Origin of the sequence: Paenibacillus cucumis (ex Kampfer et al. 2016) (assembly GCF_019748695.1) — a bacterium.
Taxonomy (GTDB): Bacteria; Bacillota; Bacilli; order Paenibacillales; family Paenibacillaceae; genus Paenibacillus; species Paenibacillus polysaccharolyticus.
Window position 1 is genome coordinate 319,946 of the sequence record NZ_JACLIC010000023.1, and the last position, 17,701, is coordinate 337,646.

The following is a 17,701-nucleotide window of genomic DNA, read 5'->3' on the forward strand; positions in this document are numbered from 1 at the left end:
ATGTATATGTCTAGTGTTGCAGTAGGCGTAAAAAGACAGCCGGGGAAGTAGTCCCTCGGCTGTCTCTTGATGTACGCAGGAGTGGTATAACGTTAATCAACAGTTCTGTTATACCAGGAAGAATGAGACACCTAGAATGACATACACAACAAGCAGAAGCAGACCTTCATACCAGTTGGTGGAGCCATCCTGTGTGATCGATTTGGCAATAAAAACAGACACACCGATGGCGACCAGTTCAATGGTGGTAAACACGATATCCATCGTACGACCCGTAAAATAGCTTACAAAGATCAGCACTGGTGCTACGAATAGTGCGATTTGCAAACTGCTGCCTACGGCAATTTCAACAGCGGCACCAATTTTATTTTTCATCGCAAGCATGATGGCCGCACTGTGTTCGGCTGCATTACCGATAATGGCCACGAGGAAAGCACCAACGAACAGCTCACTTAGTCCAAACTCTGAAGTAAATACCTCAAGTGTGCCAACCAGCCATTCACTGACAAAGGCGACCATAACGGTAGCGATCACGAGATAGAGGATCGACTTTTTCTTCGACCATGCAGGAGCATGCTCATGAGGCAATTCTTCGTCCTGGTCATCCGTTACATCGGCAAGATAGCTTTTATGCGTGACCATAGAGAAGATAAGCCACGCAATATAAGCCAGGATAAGCAAGCCAGCCACAATGAGACTGAGTGTATTCGTATCCCGCTGTGTGATAGAGTGGGTGTTCAGGAATACGGCCGGGACGAACAGGGCAATGATGGCAACGATCATCAGGGAGCCGTTGAGCCCCGCAAGCGAAACGTTGTAATTCTGTGTTTTATACTTTAGTCCGCCGGCAAAAATGCTGAGTCCCAGCACGAGTAGCAGGTTACCGATAATGGACCCGGTCAGACTGGCTTTGACCATGTCGAACAAGCCCTCTTTTACGAGGAAAATCGCAATAATGAGTTCGGCTGCATTGCCAAAGGTTGCATTTAGGAATCCTCCTAATCGTTGACCGGCATAGTGGGCTACACTTTCGGTCGCTTTACCTAAAAAACCGGCCACAAAAATAACCGAAATGGCAGATATCACGAACTGCAGAATCGAATCCCATTTCAAGAAGTGGGCGATGGCACTGAGCGCAAAAAATGCAATCAGCAAAAAGGATGAAATCCGGTTTCTCACAAAAAACACCTCGGTTATATACATATTTTGTTTTGAAATTCACGATATGTACCTATGCGATTAATTTCATATTTCAATATAACCAAAGGGGGGCAGGTTGTAAACGCATGTTTACAGTTAAATTTGCTTTTTAGGGTGGAAAGGATTTAAAATACGAGTAACGAAGTGAAGGAGGATGTGGCATGGCAGAACAACTTCAAATGGAGAGCGGAAACATCCGGATTGCCGATGACGTGGTTGCGAAAATTGCTGGAATGGCTGCAATGGAAACGCCTGGAATCGCCGCAATGTCTGGAGGTTTGTCAGAGGGCTGGGCGAAGCGTCTCAGTGGTAAAAACGTACAGAAAGGCGTAGGCGTGGAAGTCGGTCAGCTGGAAGCAGCCATTGATCTGCGTATCATCGTCCTGTATGAAACTCCGATTCATGAAGTTTCCCGTATGCTCCAGCAGAATGTAAGAGAAGCGGTAGAAACGATGACCGGACTACGTGTAGTCGAAGTGAATGTGAAGGTTGAAGGTGTCTCTTTCAAAGGCGACGACCTGTAAATCTTTAGACTCCACGTAAGGTATGAACAAATCTATGTTTTGTTCCTTATCTTTATACAAAAAAACACAAAAAAGACTTTGCATCCATCAGATGCAAAGTCTTTTTTCATTCCATTAGCGAACTCGGCGAATCGAATCCCGTGAACGAAGTGCCGGGGAGGTGCGTGTCTGCACCGTTACCGATTTCGTTTTTTGTTCCTTAATTGCTTCTAGGTTATTGGTCCGTGAAATACTTAGCACAATACCCATCGCCACCATCATGACAAAGAGTGAAGTCCCCCCATAACTGATAAACGGAAGTGTAACTCCCGTTACAGGTATCGTTTGAGTTACCCCGCCAATGTTGATGAAGGCCTGGATCGCAATAAGCCCCATGATACCTATACCCACCAGCGTTCCGAAAGGATCAGGACAACGTAGGGAGACGATAATGCCTCTCCAGATAAAGTACAGATAAATGAGCAGGAACAATGCACTCCCGATGAAACCGAGCTCTTCTCCGATGACGGAAAAAATAAAGTCATTATAGGCATTTGGCAAATAATGCAACTTCATGGTGCCTTGTCCAATACCCGAACCTGTAATACCGCCGTCCCCGATGGCAACCAGAGAACGGTAGAGGTTGAGACTTCCGCCATTGATATCAGACTCTGGATTAAGGAAGGCTTGAATACGACCAATTTTGTAGTTTTGCTCTGCTGTCACTGTTGTTGTGCTGTCCAGCGCAGGAGTGTCCGGAGACATGGAGGAAAAGAGGGCACTGGCTCCAAAGGCAAGTGCACCACCAAGCGCAACCAATAAAATAGAACCCAGGATGTGCTTCATGTTAGCTCCACCAGCGTAAATGACAAGACCGCAGGTAGATACCAGAATGAAACAGGTACCAAAGTCAGGTTGCAACATGATCAATCCTGCAATAAATCCGACGATGAACAGGACAGGAAAATATCCGGTCTTGAAATCACGGAAACGTTCACCTTTTTTGGTGATGAGTGCAGACAAATATAAAATAATTGCAATTTTGGCGAACTCTGCAGGCTGCAAACTGAATCCAAACACGCGAATCCAGCTTCTTGCACCATTTAACACGGCACCGGATACCAAGACAACTAAGAGTAGTGCGGTGGTGAACAGGAAAAACGGTGCATAGAGCTTTTTGTACTTGTTAAAGCGGATATTCATGGCAAAAAACATGCCAACCAGACCGATCATCGCCCACATAAGTTGTTTTTTCGTGAAGTAAAGGGCATCGTTGTTAAAACTTTCGCTTGCGATTGCGATGCTGGAACTGGAGCTAAATACCATCACCAGTCCAAAGCCCACCAACAATAAAGTGAGGATTAGCAGTTGAAAATCCGGCGTGCCTCTCTTCGTTCTCGTCTGGGCCGTTTGTTGTTTCATAATCTGGCCCGCCTAAGCTTCGAGCAGTTCTTTGAGCTGCTGCAATTTTTGGGTGGCCAGCTTCACGACTGGCTGCGGAACGGAAGAGTCGTAATCGAGTCCATGGGGGAAAGTAGCTTTGCCCAGATAAACGGCTTCAACGGCCAGAACCGTATCGGGTTTCTCCAGTTTGCCTTCTACCGCGCGCGTATTAATGCGTACAAAGTATTCTGAGTTGGTTTGTTCATCTTCGATTTTGTAGTCATATGTAGCACGGTAATATTCCCATTGCCACCGGACGAATCCGACTTTCTCGGCGCTCTCATCCAGGTATGCCAAGTCGCTTTTCAAGCCATCCAAGCCTGTATTCTCAAAAATCATAAGCGTTTGATCCTCCTCATAAGCTTCCGAGTATAATTCTCGTGTGTTTCTCTAGTTCATGATAGTATGTTTCCCCTTCCCGTGCAAGCTTTCCAAAGGCCTTTCGTATCGGTTTTCGTTCAATTCTGCTACAATATACTGCAATAGGTTTGAAGAGGAAGGTTTGGGGCTATGAACAAGCCCTGCTGATGATCGAAAGGATGGGGTTACATGACAAATCAAATATGGTGGGAAGATCTGCAGATCCATATGGTGGAATGGCGGCGTCACCTTCATCGCAATCCTGAAGTTTCCTTTCATGAGGAGAAAACATCCTCTTTTGTGGCAGATATGCTGGAGAGCTTTGGCATTGAGGTGAAACGTCATATAGGTGGCCATGGGGTGATTGGAATACTTCGCGGGGACAGGTCAGGGCCTGTAGTCATGCTTCGCGCTGATATGGACGCCTTGCCAATCCAGGACGAGAAAGATGTAGAATATGCCTCCCAACAAGCTGGGGCAATGCATGCCTGTGGTCATGATGGTCATATTTCTATGTTGCTCGGAACGGCACTGTATTTTAGTCGGCATAAGCAGGAGGTGCGGGGAGAGATCCGTTTTCTGTTCCAGCCGGCGGAAGAACTGCTTCCAGGCGGTGCAGTTCAGGTCATAGCAGACGGAGCACTTGAAGGCATAGATGTTATCTATGGCATTCATCTATGGACACCGCTTCCCGTTGGTATCGTTGCAAGCACAGCAGGACCGATGATGGCTGCGGCAGATGACTTTTACATTGATATCAAAGGAAAAGGTGGTCACGGCGGCATGCCGCAAGCTACCGTTGATAGTATCGTTGCGGGCTCTGCGCTTGTGATGCAGCTTCAGACTATCGTTAGCCGCTCCGTTGACCCGTTGCGTCCAGCAGTGCTAACGATTGGCACGATGCAGGCAGGGTCCGCACAGAATGTGATTGCAGAGCAGTGCAAGCTCAGTGGCACGGTACGAACATTCGATGAAGAGACACGGATGAATATGAAAGAGCGTGTGCTATCTATGGTGACACAAACTGGGGCTGCTTATGGTGCGGAAACACAGGTGAAATACATCATGGGGTATCCGCCGGTGGTTAATGATGCGCAGGAAACTGAACGTTTCTTTAATGAAGCAACGGCGATATTTGGCCCAGACCGGGTGCAGAACTCTCCGATGCTGATGCCTGCAGAGGACTTTGCGTATTATTTGCAAAAGGTGCCGGGGTGCTTCATGTTTGTCGGTGCGGGTAATCCGGAGAAAAATGCAGTGTACCCTCATCATCATCCGATGTTTGATTTTGACGAGGACGCTATGCAGACGGGCGTCAAATTGTTTGTGGCAATGGCGAAAGGCTACGCAACCGAATGCTGAGAACTATAGTTGGGCATCCTGAACATACCAGGGGTATGGACAGGGTGCTTTTTTTTGTTGTGTATGAGATGAAGTTTGCGGTCGGAGTATACGAGTCAGATCTTTGTTTGAATGATATAGATTAGGAATGGATGTGGGAAAGATGGAGATGTTCAATCCGCAGGGAGCTTGCATTGTACAGCGTGATTTCACAGTATTGCTCGAAGTGGGGCATCCCGAGTTTGAAACAGCCAGAGCGGAGCTCGGTATGTACGCGGAGCTCGTAAAGACACCTGCAACGTTTCATATTTACCGGATCACCCCGTTGTCGCTTTGGAATGCGGCAGCACTAGGCTGGAATTCTGAATGGGTTATCAAGAGTCTTGAGAACGTGTCACGCTGGAATGTGCCTGCGGCTCTCACTCAGGATGTGTGCAGAATAATGGAACAATACGGCAAATTAAAGTTACATGCTGAGCCTGACCATGCCAAAATGCGCCTGACAAGTGAAGACGAGCAATTGCTAGATGATTTAAGCGACATCAAATCGATATCTGCTTTCCGTATGGAACGAACGAGCGTGAACGAGCTTGTGTTATCGGGAGAAAAGCGTGGTTTATTGAAAAGGGAACTGACACGTCTTGGTTACCCTGTATTGGATTATGCCGGTTATCGGAAAGGGAGCGAACTTTTATTTAGTTGGCGGTCTAATATTAATGATTCAACGACGAGTATGTCTAGTAGATGCGGAGAGGGAGAACGACCTACATTTGCGCTACGTCCTTATCAGCAGAAGGCAGTGGATGCTTTTCAAGAGGGTGAAGGAATCGGGGGGAGCGGACTTCTGGTACTACCCTGCGGAGCGGGCAAAACGATTATTGGCATGGCTGTGCTGGAACGATTGCAATGTGAATGTCTTATTTTAACGTCCAATACAACGTCTGTCAGACAGTGGATACAGGAGATTCAGGATAAAACAACGATAACTGCGGAACAGATCGGAGAGTATTCGGGGCAAAAAAAACAGGTGAAACCGGTAACGGTAGCAACGTATCAAATTTTGACTCATCGAAAATCGAAAGATGCGGATTTTACCCACATTCATCTTTTACAAGAGAGAAAGTGGGGACTGATCATCTATGATGAAGTGCATTTGTTGCCAGCGCCGGTTTTCCGGGCTACTGCGGATATTCAGGCCACTCGTCGTCTGGGTTTGACCGCCACGCTTGTTCGTGAAGATGGATGTGAACAGGATGTGTTCTCGTTGATCGGCCCCAAATTATATGATATGCCATGGAAAGAGCTGGAGCAGCAAGGCTGGATTGCAGAAGTGAAGTGTCAGGAAGTGAGGGTGCCCTTGTCTCCTGAATTAAGATCAACTTATGTGCAGGCCGAGAGTAAACATCAATTTCGCCTGGCAGCTGAAAATCCGGCAAAATTGAAGGTTGTAAAGCGTTTACTGGAACGACATCAAAATCTACCGACACTTGTCATTGGGCAGTACCTTGATCAGCTTGAGATGATTGCCCGGGAAATTGATGCGCCACTAATCTCTGGATCAATGTCTCAACAGGAGCGTATTCACTGGTTTTCTGCTTTTAAAAAGGGCGAGATTCGCACGATTGTTGTGTCCAAGGTTGCCAATTTTGCCGTTGACTTGCCGGATGCGGCGGTAGCACTCGAAATCTCTGGCAGCTTTGGTTCCAGGCAGGAAGAAGCCCAGCGGCTTGGACGGATTTTGCGCCCCAAAGCAGGTGAGAACAAAGCTTATTTCTATGCACTGGTTTCCGAAAATAGCAAGGAACAGGAATTTGCGTTAAATCGCCAGATGTTTTTGGTAGAGCAGGGTTACGAATATGCGATTGTGCATGAGCAGGACAAGGTTCATTAACATGTTGCAGAAGGGAAGGGAAATGCTGATGTCTGGTCTGGAATTTGAAGTGGAGAAATCGATGCAATCGAGAAAGTTGGCTGATCTGGCACAGTGGTCTGCACTTACGTCAGCGGAGCAACGGGTGCTTGGTGCTCTTTTTCACAAATATGCGGGTCAAACGTTCTCTTCTCTTCTGCCTTCGGAGGTTTGGGCTAAGGAAGGGTTAAGTGGAGCTGAAGCGAAGCTTGCTTTTGCCATGTTGCGCCGTAAACAATGGATTAAATCCGTACATAAAAGCTGGGGAGAATGCTCTTTTCATATCCCTGAATGTCATCTGGCAACATTGACCTTATCGTATATAAGTCGCGTGGACCGCATTGTTGAACCGATGGTCGGTTCTGTCAGGCGTGTCATTAAGGAAGGAAAACCGCATATCGCAGGGGAATTACTTCATCTTCTTGCTTGGATTGATAGAGAAGGTCTGCCTGTCACTGGAAAAGGTACAATACATAAGAGAACGGTACAAAAGTTAAGCACATTAACGATCATGTCTCCAGAGGATTTCGAACCGTTGGAGATTGCGTATGATCATAAGGCATTATACCCGGTGCATGTAGTTATTTTGCTGGATTTACTGCTCTGCTTAAACTTGGTGCAACAAACAGATCGGGGTTTCGAAATCAGGCAAGATAAATTGCAACAGTGGATCAAGTTGTCCTGGTTCGAGATGCATGGTGAAGTGTTTAGAGTATGCATGGAGCGATATGGGGCGTCCGGATCAGAGATGCAACATTCTCGCTATCAGCTCGCGGTACTTACGCCTGGAGTGAATCAATGGTTCCGTGTACTGTGCGGAGGAGGTAATTCAGGGTTTCAAGGCTGGTTGCATGCTTTAGCTGGCTGGGGGTTTGGTGAAGTCGGTGAGAATGAGAATGGGGAGGCTGCATTTCGCTGGTTGATCGATCCAGCCGAATTCTTGAATAGGGGAGTAGACTGTGGTGTTTATCATGTAGATAGGCTACACAAGCAGGGGGAGATACACTACGGCAAATTTTATGTGCAGCCCGACTTTGAAGTTATGGTGCCGCCCGATGTGCCAGCTGAAGTCTGTTGGAGACTCGAACAATACTGTGAACGGATCACACGCGACCAGATGTCAATCTATCGTTTAACCAAGGCCCGGGTGGAAACTGCTGCTGCGAGTGGAGTGAAGTGGGAAGGCATCGCTGATTTTTTACAGAGACATGGACAAGGGGAGTTGCCCGGCCAAGTATTTGTTACGTTGAAGGACTGGGCAACAGTCGGAGAGAATGTTCAAGATAAGCAAGATATGCTGATATTTGCTACGAATCCGGATCACCCTGAACAGCGGAACTCCCTTTTCTTTTACAACGGTGAGACTCAAGGCTTATTGCAATTCCCATTGATGCCTGGTATGACGGTGGACTACGATGAGGATGGGTCTGACTATGATGCGATTGAAAAATCGGCATGGAACGAGAGGAAGGCTGATGTACCTGAGACTTGGCACAGGGAATGGAGAAAGTATCACCTGTCAACTGAGCGCCAAATTGCAATGCAAGCCATCGAATGGCAAGTGAAACTAGGAATTCAAAAGGGGAAGGATACGTTTGTTCTAATTCCGCATCAGGTGAAAGAGCAAGAGCGATGGATACTGGAAGGATGGTGCATCCTTGATCCGCACGAAACTGCATCGCGTACGGAATGGCGAACGTTTACCCCGGAAGACTGGGATGCAATGCGTCTTATTCTACCGGATGATGTCTAGTTTAGTGGAAAAACTCTTCTTAACCTTTCATGGATATGCTATGATGAATAAGTCTACGTTAAGTAGAACTTTATATATAGATAGGATGAATAATTCATGAGCGTAGCGGAAATAAACACGGTCGATATGGCCCAAGTGTTAACGGGCGCATATGAACTGGGCGACATGATTAACCAATCTGCCGAAGTATCGGATTATTTATATTGGAAGCAGCAAGTCGAAACAAGTTCTGAGATTCAAGAGGGCATCCGCAGATTAAATGCCAAGAAAGAGCTTTTTGAAGAAACACAGCGTTTTGGCCATTTTCATCCTGACTTTCATGCAGCGAAGGATCAGGTGCAAGCGATCGAGAAGGAACTGGAATCTTTTGAAGCTGTAGCTCGTTTCAAACAGGCTGAGCAAGCTTTGGATGAGATGCTGTTTCAGATGTCCGAAACCATTGCTTTTGCTGTATCGAGCACGATTAAGGTGCCAAGCAACGATCCTAATCCTAAAGGTGGCTGTGGTAGCGGCGGCAAATGTGGATGCAGTTAAACTTGAAGACCGTTACATTATAGTTTTTTAGAATTTGAACAGACCGGGCCTTTCGAGGGCCGGTCTCCATTTATAGAAGGGCGGGGAACGATGGTGTTTGCGGAAAGAACAGGATTTATTATTTGGGTCAGTGATTTGAAAGCGGCCCGCAATCTCGAAAAATATGGTACCGTGCATTATATCTCCCGCCGTATGCATTATGTTGTCATGTATGTTAATGCAGAACGGGCTGACGATACGATGAAAAACGTAAAGCGGCTTTCCTATGTGCGCAAAATCGAGCGCTCCTATCGAAACGAGATTAAAACCGAGTATGCTAGCAAAACGGCGGACAAAACAAGTTTTTACGGAGTATAGCAGGAAACATAGGAGGGACCCGCTGGGTCGCTCTTTTCTAAAATAAGCATAAATAGATTATTGCGAAAAAAAGTTACACTTACGCCTTGTTGTTACGGGACTAATGTTGTAATATATTGGGTAATAAATAGATAGAAAGTCCTATCTGGTGGAGAGTGATTCCCATGCGTGATAAGGTGATGCAACGTTGGAGCACCTACGAGCCGTTTTTTGTGGCTCTCGGAGACAAGAAAGTGGCTGACATCGTCATTACCCATCATGCAAAGATGCGGTATGCAGACCGTATTGAGCCTGCACGTAGTGATGATGACCATATTGCGGCTTGGTTATGGGAGTGTCTGAAGCAGGACAGGGTAACGCCATATTACCGCAATGAGCAGGATGTTTATCTGATTGACGATGATCTGGTGGTGGTTGCTGAGTTTTCCGAGCTTGAAGGAGAATATGACATTACAGGCAATCCGCTACACAAAATGATTGTAGTGACGTTTTTGGGACGTATGTCGGAGACGATTGAACTGAGAGATCTGAAGTCATATTATTCTTGGCTGAGGCATTCCAGAAGAATGACGCTGGTCAAAAATAGCCGGAAGCATAGATGATGAAACAGATTTGAGATTGCAATCATAAAAATTTATGGATGAGAAGTGAAGAATCATTTGTACCAACGCATGCAGACAAGCTGCATGCTTTTTTTTGTTGCCAGACTGGAAATCGGATACAATATAGTAAGTGTAGTAGAAGAGGGGCGAAGATATGAATTTTCATCAGTTGCACATTTTTTATACGGTAGCGGAAAAGGGGAGTTTTTCCGCAGCTGCGCAGGCGTTACATATGACTCAACCGGCCGTGACGATGCAGATCCAATCGCTGGAGGATTATTTTGGGACTAAACTGCTGCATCGTTCCACCAAAAAAATAGAATTGTCGGAGGCAGGGAGGACATTACTGCCTCACGCCAAGCGAAGTGTGGAACTGGTTCGTCAGACAGATGAAGCCATGTCTGCTTTTACGCAGAAATTGCAGGGAAGATTACAGCTTGGAGCAAGTCTGACCATTGGTGAATATGTGTTGCCACGTATGCTTGGGCCCTTTGCCAAGCAGTATCCCGATATCTCGATTGTGATGAAAGTGATGAATACCACGCAGATCATGGATGAGATTTTGAAGCACCAGTTGAATTTTGGATTAATCGAAGCACCGGTAAATCATCCGGATATGATCGTCGAACCTGTGATGCAGGACGAACTGAAACTGATTGTACCAGCAGGACATGATCTGGCAGGACGTGGAAAAGTAAACTTGGAAGAGGTAATGAACTACCCTTTTGTGCTACGTGAGGAAGGTTCAGGTACTCGCCAAGTGATGGAAGGTCAACTGCAAAAGAAAAAAATAGATCCGAATGACATGAATGTGGTTATGGAGCTTGGGAGTACAGGTGCGGTCAAATCGGCTGTAGAGGCTGGCGTGGGCATTACGATGTTGTCTCCTTCGTCCGTGCAGCATGAGCTGGCCCTGGGGCTTGTACATATTGTGGATATTCGCGGGCTTGAATTCAAACGGCAGTTTTATGCCATTCACCTTAAGTCATCTTTGTTGCCTTTGTCGGCTGTTGCCTTTCTAGGGTATTTGCGACAACAGGAGCTCGAGCAGGGAGAACGGGCTTAAGGATGAAAGGGCTGTAAAATTTCAATCAGAAAGGAATGGGAGCCAATGGATCAGCATCAAGGACGCTGTGATCTTCATACGCATAGTCAGGCTTCAGATGGGATGCAACCACCGGCTGATAATGTGAAGCTTGCAAAACAGAGAGGACTGGCTGCGGTAGCCTTAACGGATCATGATACGGTAGCAGGTGCAGCCGAAGCGAAGCAAGCGGGAAAAGAGTACGGTATCGATGTTATAGCTGGAGTTGAAATCAGCACGCGGGCTGGTGGTAAAGATATTCATGTGCTCGGTTATTACGTGAATACGGAGGATGAGTTATTTCTGCAAAGGTTGCGCGGATTGAGAGAAGCGCGGGAGGAACGGAATCATCTGATTATTGGCAAGCTCCAGCAACTAGGATTGGATATAAGCTGGCAGGAAGTACTGGATGGACTCGGACGACCGTTAGCGCTAGATGAGAGTATTGGTAGACCTCATATGGCTGATGTATTGGTGAAAAAGGGATACGCTACCGACATGCGAGATGCATTTGATCGATATCTTGCTGAAGGCAAGCCTGGCTTCGTATCTGTCCCCCGAGTTACGCCTAAGGATGCTTGTGAGTGGATTAGAGCTGCAGGAGGTGCTGCAGTAATTGCGCATCCGGGTCTCTATAGCGATGATGAATTAGTACGCCGTATTATCACAGAATCCCTTCCGGATGGCATTGAAGTCTTTCATTCAGACCATGGCCCGGAAGAGGAACGTAGATATGCAGAGATGGCTAAAGCTTATAATCTTATAGTGACCGGCGGATCAGATTACCATGGCGAACGACAAGGCGTTGTTTTTCATGGAGATCTGGGTAGCAAGACGGTACCTTTTGATGTGCTCGAAAGACTGCAGGCGGCTTCACACAGCAAGAGATAACATCATTAGGATGTGTTTATCCTTAAATTGAATAGTTAACCCAATCGCCACGTTTAGCTCCAAGCCGATCGAATAATTGTTGCGCACGCTCGTTAGTCATGGCTGTAATCCATGACATATATGCACATCCATGTTCATGCGTGTATTGCTGACAGCGTGCGAATAAATTGGCTTCGGTTTCTCCTTCTCTGAATGCTTCCGTGACAAAAAGGTCATTCATAATCGTTACACGTTCTGCTTTCATCGTACTGTACGTGAAAAACAACGTAGCGAATCCAATCAACTTTCCGTCCTCTTCTGCTACAAATTGAGCGCCGATCTGCTGCTCCAGCAGGTTGTTAATCAAAAGTTCGATTGCTTGGTCACCTGGCCACGGATTATTGTAGAAACCTACGACGTAGTCATGCATCAATACTGTCAGTTGTTTCAGATCTTCCGAGCGAGTTTCTCTGATATGAATCGGCATAGTACACATCCTTCTTTTATGTTTTATGTATTCATTGAATTAATACGGAGTTATTATACGGTAATGTGAATAAATATACAATAAAATTAATAAATGGAGTGACATGTGTTACTTTTCTAAACATATATGGTAACCAAAAAAATCCCTTCAGCCTTAGCTGGCAGGGGATTTTTTTGGTTATCGTTACATCTCATCCTATAAGATAAGTGGCAGCTTATCCATTTTTTATCGTGGATGGTAAGCTTTTAATTAATTCATCGTTTGGTGTTACAAACAGAGTTTTCTGATGGTCGTATATGACAAATCCGGGTTTTGCACCACTTGGTTTGCGAACGTGACGGATATACGTGTAATCCACAGGCACACTGCTTGATTCCTTTGCTTGGCTGAAATAAGCGGCGAGTTGAGCGGCTTCCTCCAGCGTAGCTTCACCAAAATCAGTGCTGCGAATAACGACATGGGAACCCGGAATGTCCTTAGTGTGCAGCCAAGTATCATTAGCTGATGCCAGGCGATTGGTCACGTACTCGTTCTGTAGATTGTTTTTGCCGACCAGAATGTCAATTCCCTCTGATGAAGTGAACTGATGCACAGTTGGACGATCATTTTTCTTCTTTTTCTTGCCTTTTTTGTTCCGATCACGCAGATAACCTTGCTGTACAAGTTCGTCTCGAATTTCTTCGATATCGTTCATGGAGGCGATGGAGAGCTGCTGAAGCAGATTATCCAGATAGGCGATTTCATCCTTGGTTTTACCAAGTTGCTCGTGAATGACAGCCAGACTGTTTTTATATTTGTTATAACGTTTGAAGTAACGCTGAGCATTATCAGAAGGTGTGAGCAGTGGATCAAGCTGAATCGTAATGTTGCCCTGATCTTCATCGTAGAAGTTAATCAGCTCTACACTCTTATCACCCTTGTTGACCAAGTGCAGGGATGCGAATAACAACTCGCCCCATAGTCTGTACTTGTCCGCATCGTCGGCTTCAAGCAAGTCTTTGTTAAGATTATCGAGCTTTTTAATGTTTTTGCTACGCTCATTCTGCAGGAACCGGAGCAGATCGCTTACTCTTTGTTTAACGGTATCTCGCTCGGCCTTGTCCCCGTAGTAATCCTCCATACATTTGCTCATCGTATCGTACGTTTTTTCCTGATCCTGAATGCTCTCTAGTCGAATAGCGGAAAAGATCATTTTGCCTTTGGCGTTCAGCCCTGTTACAGGGGTGTACTGATGTTCTTTTACAGATTCGATGACTGACTTAAAAGCAGTCCAAAGTGCTCCTGCTTCCATGCGATCTGAATCGGAACCTGTTCGCGTTGCAATCTCACCTGCAATCAGCGGACTCATCCCACTAAAAGCATTGACGAGCCAACGTGAGGCGTCTGCTTTTGTTTCTATAGCCGTTTTAGTTGTGTCCGTTTGTGATCCAGCTTCATTTTCGTCTGCATCTACATTTGCTGCAGTAGCAATCTTCTGCTCAAACTCGTTTTGGGATACCTCTAACGGATTGCTTTTATGTTGCTCTGGCGGTGCAGTATAGGAAAAACCAGGCATAACCACACGATAACTACTGATGGATGGTGTGACATGGTGAATCCCGTCCAATATCGCATCCGTCGCAGGATCAAGCAAAATGATGTTACTGTGACGTCCCATCAGTTCAATGATGATACGTTTGGCCGAAACATCGCCAAGCTCGTCCCGCTGACGTACATCGATATGAATGATCCGTTCCATTCCAATCTGACGGATATTTTCAATGATAGCCCCTTCGCAATGCTTGCGCATCAGCATGCAAAACATCGGTGCCTCTGTCGGATTCAAAAATGTTTTCTCTGTAAAATGTACACGCGGATATGTCGGGCTTGCCGACACAAGCAGTTTGCTGTTACCGCGCTGAGCGCGCAGGGTAAGCACCACATCATGGCCGTTAGGCTGATGAATTTTGCTAATACGTCCTCCGATACAGCCTTGCAGCTCATGTACGATGGCTCGGGTTACAATACCGTCAAGTGCCATATTGTCCACTTCCTCTCTATCTGGCATCCGAATGAATTCATACAGAATGCCTCATCTATAACGGCTCACAGGCAACCGCAGCATATGTAATAACATTTGTTATAACGATGGCTGACTGCATTTTTCCAAATAACGGAGTTGAGCAGTAATCTACGCAGACCTTTATTTTAGCTTATTCTGCCCATGAGGGAAAGGATTCAGCTTCCGGGTGCTATTCACGGACCTGTCCGAATACATATAGAGCAGGTAGTTTGTCCGGCATAGTGTACAGCCTGCCCTAGCAGCATGCCGGTGAAACATGTGAGCTTGCATTGCAGATGAAATAGGACTGGGAGGGAATTTTGGAGCATGGAACATACCAAGTGGCACCAACTAAACGACGAAGAGCTTCGTGAAACTCTCGGCGTGAGCCCGCAGGAAGGGTTGACGGACGAAGCGGCAGCAGAGAAACGGAAGATTGCTGGTTCAAATGAACTGAGCGAGGGACAGCGAATATCCCCGATCACCCTGTTGCTGAATCAGTTTAAGGACTTCATGGTGTTAGTTCTCATGGGAGCGACGCTGGTATCCGGTTTACTTGGAGAGTATTTGGATGCAGTAACGATTGTGGCAATTATTGTATTGAATGCTATTTTGGGATTTGTACAGGAGTTCCGGGCAGAACGTTCTCTTCGAGCACTGAAGCAGTTGTCGGCTCCTGCCGCCAAAGTACTCAGGTCGGGACAGGAGGTACATCTTGCGGCCAAACAATTGGTACCGGGAGATGTTATCATGGTGGAAAGTGGTGACCGCATTCCTGCGGATGTGCGCTGGCTGGAAACCAACAGCCTCGATGTAGAGGAGTCGGCACTCACCGGAGAATCCGTGCCTGTCAGCAAACATTGCAGACCTATAGCTAGTGACGATGTTCCTTTAGGGGATCAAAAAAACATCGGTTTTATGGGCACTATGGTCACACGCGGTACAGCCAAGGGAGTTGTCATTCGGACGGGGATGGACACCGAGATGGGGAAAATCGCTGATCTGATCCAAAATACGGAGGAGCAGGAGACTCCGCTACAGCACAGACTCGAGCAGTTAGGCAAAATTCTGATCTTTGTTGCGCTTGGATTAACGGTGATGGTCGTAGTCGCAGGTATCCTTCATGGACAACCCGCAGTAGGCATGTTCCTGGCAGGTGTCAGTCTCGCCGTGGCAGCCATACCGGAAGGATTGCCGGCTATCGTTACGATTGCGCTGGCGTTAGGTGTACAGCGGATGATCAAACGTAAGGCCATCGTACGTAAGCTGCCATCTGTAGAAACGTTAGGTTGCGCGTCGGTGATCTGCTCGGATAAGACAGGTACACTTACACAGAACAAAATGACGGTAACGAACGTGTGGCTTGAAGGGCGCAGCATTAAGGTGACTGGAGACGGTTATGCACCAGAAGGTCATATGTTGGAAAATGATCGAATACTCGACCTGAAAAATGACCAGTCCTTACGAAGAATGCTACAGATCAGTGCACTTTGTAACAATGCCAGTATTGTCGAGACGATTGTAAACGATCCAGCCAGCAAGAAAAAGAGTAAAGAGTCCAAAAAAGAGAGCAAGAAAGGCCGGAAGAACGGCCAGCAGGAGGAGGAGCAAGTTAGTGCTAACCAAGTGCTCTGGGAGTTAAAAGGGGACCCGACAGAGGGTGCACTGGTAGCCATGGCTTCTAAAATGGGTCTTACTCCTGCAGGACTCAAGGAATTATACGATCGAGAGCAGGAATTCCCGTTCGACTCCGAGCGAAAACGGATGTCTGTTATGATCAAACATCAAGGTGGGCGTATGGTGTATACCAAAGGAGCGCCTGATGTACTGATTGAGCATTGCAGTTACATTTTGTGGGAAGGCAAGGTGGTTCCGTTCACCGGCACACTGCGCCAGAAAGTGATGGCTGCCAACGAAAGTATGGCTGGTAACGCCCTGCGAGTTCTTGGTATGGCCTATCGTGAAGTCAAGCCGAAGGAACATGTGGCTGACGAGCATGCAGCTGAAAGCCAGCTTGTATTTGTTGGGCTCGCTGGCATGATCGATCCACCTCGCCGTGAAGTTCGTGATGCCATTGCGACATGCCGCAAAGCGGGCATCCGGACAGTGATGATCACGGGAGATCATGGAACAACAGCGGAAGCGATCGCTCATCAGCTGGGTATTCTCCCGCGCGGAGGAGCATCGTTAAGCGGGCAGCAACTGGCAGGCATGACGGATGAACAATTGGATAAGACGGTCAATGATATCTATGTGTTCTCCAGAGTCTCGCCTGAGCACAAATTGCGTATCGTCAAATCGTTGCAGCGCAAAGGACACGTTGTCGCGATGACTGGGGACGGCGTCAACGATGCACCTGCGATCAAGGCTGCGGATATCGGGATTGCCATGGGCATCACGGGAACGGATGTGACGAAGGAAGCTTCATCTCTCATTTTGAGTGATGATAATTTCTCCACCATTGTGGCGGCTATTGAAGAAGGGCGTAACATCTATGAGAACATTCGCAAGTTTATCCGTTATTTGCTGGCTTCGAATGTCGGCGAGATTTTAACGATGTTCTTTGCCATGATGATGGGTTTGCCATTGCCGCTCGTGCCAATCCAGATTCTATGGGTAAACCTGGTGACAGATGGTTTGCCAGCGATGGCGCTCGGGGTGGATCAGGCGGAAAAAGATTTGATGGAGCACAAACCTCGCGGCGCAAAGGAAAATATTTTTGCACGCAGGTTGGGCTGGAAAATCATTAGCCGCGGTGTATTGATCGGACTATGTACGCTCGGTGCCTTCTGGTTGACACTTCAGGCCGCACCGGATCATCCTGGTCAACTACTCAAAGCTCAGTCCGTCGCTTTTGCTACATTGGTGCTCGCCCAGTTGATTCATGTGTTTGACTGCCGAAGTTCCCGTTCGATCTTCCACCGCAATCCGTTGCAGAATAAATATCTCGTTCTGGCAGTTATCTCATCGGTTGTGCTGATGCTGGTGGTAATGTATGTGGAGCCGTTGCAACCCATCTTCAAAACGGTACCTCTCGGTCTGCGCGAATGGGCTATCTGTATCGTAGCCGCAGGCATCCCAACATTCCTTATGGGGGCTGGCAGTGTCTGGGGTGGTCGCCGGAATCGTCGCCGCATGGGCGGTCCTGGACGCTTCGTACCGAAAAGTACAAAGTTTTCAGCATAAAATCAATAGCTTTTAATATCTCGTTTCGATA

The 17,701-nt window shown here is 47.0% G+C and carries 15 protein-coding genes; 10 read left to right on the forward strand and 5 right to left on the reverse strand.

Annotated elements, in window-relative coordinates; genetic code table 11:
- Window positions 1-108: 108 nt before the first annotated feature.
- The gene (gene cax, locus H7T88_RS14780; RefSeq protein WP_090923660.1) at window positions 109-1,179 is read right to left on the reverse strand and encodes a calcium/proton exchanger; all 1,071 of its coding nucleotides are present in this window, start codon (window positions 1,177-1,179) and stop codon (window positions 109-111) included.
- A gap of 182 nt (window positions 1,180-1,361) precedes the next feature.
- Here cax and H7T88_RS14785 point away from each other — a divergent pair, with 182 nt between their 5' ends.
- A complete protein-coding gene (locus H7T88_RS14785) occupies window positions 1,362-1,724 on the forward strand; it encodes an Asp23/Gls24 family envelope stress response protein (RefSeq protein WP_090923659.1) in 363 nt (120 codons plus the stop codon).
- Between the two features lie 114 nt (window positions 1,725-1,838).
- On the opposite strand, the gene ftsW is transcribed toward H7T88_RS14785, so the two are convergent.
- On the reverse strand, window positions 1,839-3,125 hold the full coding sequence (gene ftsW / locus H7T88_RS14790; protein WP_090923658.1) for a putative lipid II flippase FtsW: 1,287 nt from the start codon (window positions 3,123-3,125) through the stop codon (window positions 1,839-1,841).
- Window positions 3,126-3,137: 12 nt separating this feature from the next.
- Window positions 3,138-3,485, reverse strand: coding sequence for a YugN family protein (locus tag H7T88_RS14795; protein WP_090923657.1), 348 nt, complete (start codon window positions 3,483-3,485; stop codon window positions 3,138-3,140).
- A gap of 210 nt (window positions 3,486-3,695) precedes the next feature.
- Here H7T88_RS14795 and H7T88_RS14800 point away from each other — a divergent pair, with 210 nt between their 5' ends.
- The 8 genes from H7T88_RS14800 to H7T88_RS14835 all read left to right on the forward strand — a co-directional run bounded on the left by H7T88_RS14800 (window position 3,696) and on the right by H7T88_RS14835 (window position 11,977).
- Window positions 3,696-4,868, forward strand: a complete 1,173-nt coding sequence (locus H7T88_RS14800; RefSeq protein WP_221789049.1) for a M20 metallopeptidase family protein — start codon at window positions 3,696-3,698, stop codon at window positions 4,866-4,868.
- Window positions 4,869-5,010: 142 nt separating this feature from the next.
- Window positions 5,011-6,738 (forward strand): DNA repair helicase XPB, encoded by a 1,728-nt coding sequence (locus tag H7T88_RS14805; protein ID WP_423246137.1) that lies wholly within the window; start codon window positions 5,011-5,013, stop codon window positions 6,736-6,738.
- Window positions 6,716-8,509, forward strand: a complete 1,794-nt coding sequence (locus H7T88_RS14810) for a helicase-associated domain-containing protein (protein ID WP_221789050.1) — start codon at window positions 6,716-6,718, stop codon at window positions 8,507-8,509. The genes H7T88_RS14805 and H7T88_RS14810 overlap by 23 nt, the downstream gene beginning before the upstream one ends.
- 96 nt (window positions 8,510-8,605) lie before the next feature.
- Window positions 8,606-9,043, forward strand: coding sequence for a YlbF/YmcA family competence regulator (locus H7T88_RS14815; protein WP_221789051.1), 438 nt, complete (start codon window positions 8,606-8,608; stop codon window positions 9,041-9,043).
- Window positions 9,044-9,136: 93 nt separating this feature from the next.
- Window positions 9,137-9,400 (forward strand): YlbG family protein, encoded by a 264-nt coding sequence (locus H7T88_RS14820; RefSeq protein ID WP_090923781.1) that lies wholly within the window; start codon window positions 9,137-9,139, stop codon window positions 9,398-9,400.
- A 164-nt stretch (window positions 9,401-9,564) separates the two neighbouring features.
- Entirely contained in the window at window positions 9,565-10,002 is a 438-nt protein-coding gene (locus H7T88_RS14825; protein ID WP_090923653.1) for a hypothetical protein, read from the forward strand.
- 154 nt (window positions 10,003-10,156) lie between these two features.
- On the forward strand, window positions 10,157-11,068 hold the full coding sequence (locus H7T88_RS14830) for a selenium metabolism-associated LysR family transcriptional regulator (RefSeq protein WP_221789052.1): 912 nt from the start codon (window positions 10,157-10,159) through the stop codon (window positions 11,066-11,068).
- A 45-nt stretch (window positions 11,069-11,113) separates the two neighbouring features.
- The gene (locus tag H7T88_RS14835) at window positions 11,114-11,977 is read left to right on the forward strand and encodes a PHP domain-containing protein (protein ID WP_221789053.1); all 864 of its coding nucleotides are present in this window, start codon (window positions 11,114-11,116) and stop codon (window positions 11,975-11,977) included.
- Window positions 11,978-11,999: 22 nt separating this feature from the next.
- Here H7T88_RS14835 and H7T88_RS14840 read toward each other — a convergent pair whose 3' ends face one another.
- A complete protein-coding gene (locus tag H7T88_RS14840; RefSeq protein WP_221789054.1) occupies window positions 12,000-12,443 on the reverse strand; it encodes a GNAT family N-acetyltransferase in 444 nt (147 codons plus the stop codon).
- A 214-nt stretch (window positions 12,444-12,657) separates the two neighbouring features.
- Window positions 12,658-14,463 carry an Rqc2 family fibronectin-binding protein gene (locus tag H7T88_RS14845; RefSeq protein WP_221789162.1) on the reverse strand — a complete coding sequence of 602 codons (1,806 nt, stop codon included), beginning with the start codon at window positions 14,461-14,463 and terminating at the stop codon, window positions 12,658-12,660.
- A gap of 348 nt (window positions 14,464-14,811) precedes the next feature.
- On the opposite strand from H7T88_RS14845, the gene H7T88_RS14850 reads away from it, so the two are divergent.
- The gene (locus H7T88_RS14850) at window positions 14,812-17,670 is read left to right on the forward strand and encodes a calcium-translocating P-type ATPase, SERCA-type (RefSeq protein ID WP_090923648.1); all 2,859 of its coding nucleotides are present in this window, start codon (window positions 14,812-14,814) and stop codon (window positions 17,668-17,670) included.
- The last annotated feature ends 31 nt before the right edge of the window (window positions 17,671-17,701 follow it).

Bases quoted from the DNA above. Each gene is read 5' to 3' on its own strand.
- H7T88_RS14830 (WP_221789052.1), top strand. From the start codon at position 10,157: ATGAATTTTCATCAGTTGCACATTTTTTATACGGTAGCGGAAAAGGGG.
- H7T88_RS14810 (WP_221789050.1), top strand. From the start codon at position 6,716: ATGAGCAGGACAAGGTTCATTAACATGTTGCAGAAGGGAAGGGAAATG.
- H7T88_RS14795 (WP_090923657.1), bottom strand. From the start codon at position 3,485: ATGATTTTTGAGAATACAGGCTTGGATGGCTTGAAAAGCGACTTGGCA.
- H7T88_RS14805 (WP_423246137.1), top strand. From the start codon at position 5,011: ATGGAGATGTTCAATCCGCAGGGAGCTTGCATTGTACAGCGTGATTTC.
- H7T88_RS14825 (WP_090923653.1), top strand. From the start codon at position 9,565: ATGCGTGATAAGGTGATGCAACGTTGGAGCACCTACGAGCCGTTTTTT.
- H7T88_RS14835 (WP_221789053.1), top strand. From the start codon at position 11,114: ATGGATCAGCATCAAGGACGCTGTGATCTTCATACGCATAGTCAGGCT.
- H7T88_RS14840 (WP_221789054.1), bottom strand. From the start codon at position 12,443: ATGCCGATTCATATCAGAGAAACTCGCTCGGAAGATCTGAAACAACTG.
- H7T88_RS14850 (WP_090923648.1), top strand. From the start codon at position 14,812: ATGGAACATACCAAGTGGCACCAACTAAACGACGAAGAGCTTCGTGAA.
- H7T88_RS14800 (WP_221789049.1), top strand. From the start codon at position 3,696: ATGACAAATCAAATATGGTGGGAAGATCTGCAGATCCATATGGTGGAA.
- H7T88_RS14845 (WP_221789162.1), bottom strand. From the start codon at position 14,463: ATGGCACTTGACGGTATTGTAACCCGAGCCATCGTACATGAGCTGCAA.
- H7T88_RS14815 (WP_221789051.1), top strand. From the start codon at position 8,606: ATGAGCGTAGCGGAAATAAACACGGTCGATATGGCCCAAGTGTTAACG.
- H7T88_RS14785 (WP_090923659.1), top strand. From the start codon at position 1,362: ATGGCAGAACAACTTCAAATGGAGAGCGGAAACATCCGGATTGCCGAT.
- ftsW (WP_090923658.1), bottom strand. From the start codon at position 3,125: ATGAAACAACAAACGGCCCAGACGAGAACGAAGAGAGGCACGCCGGAT.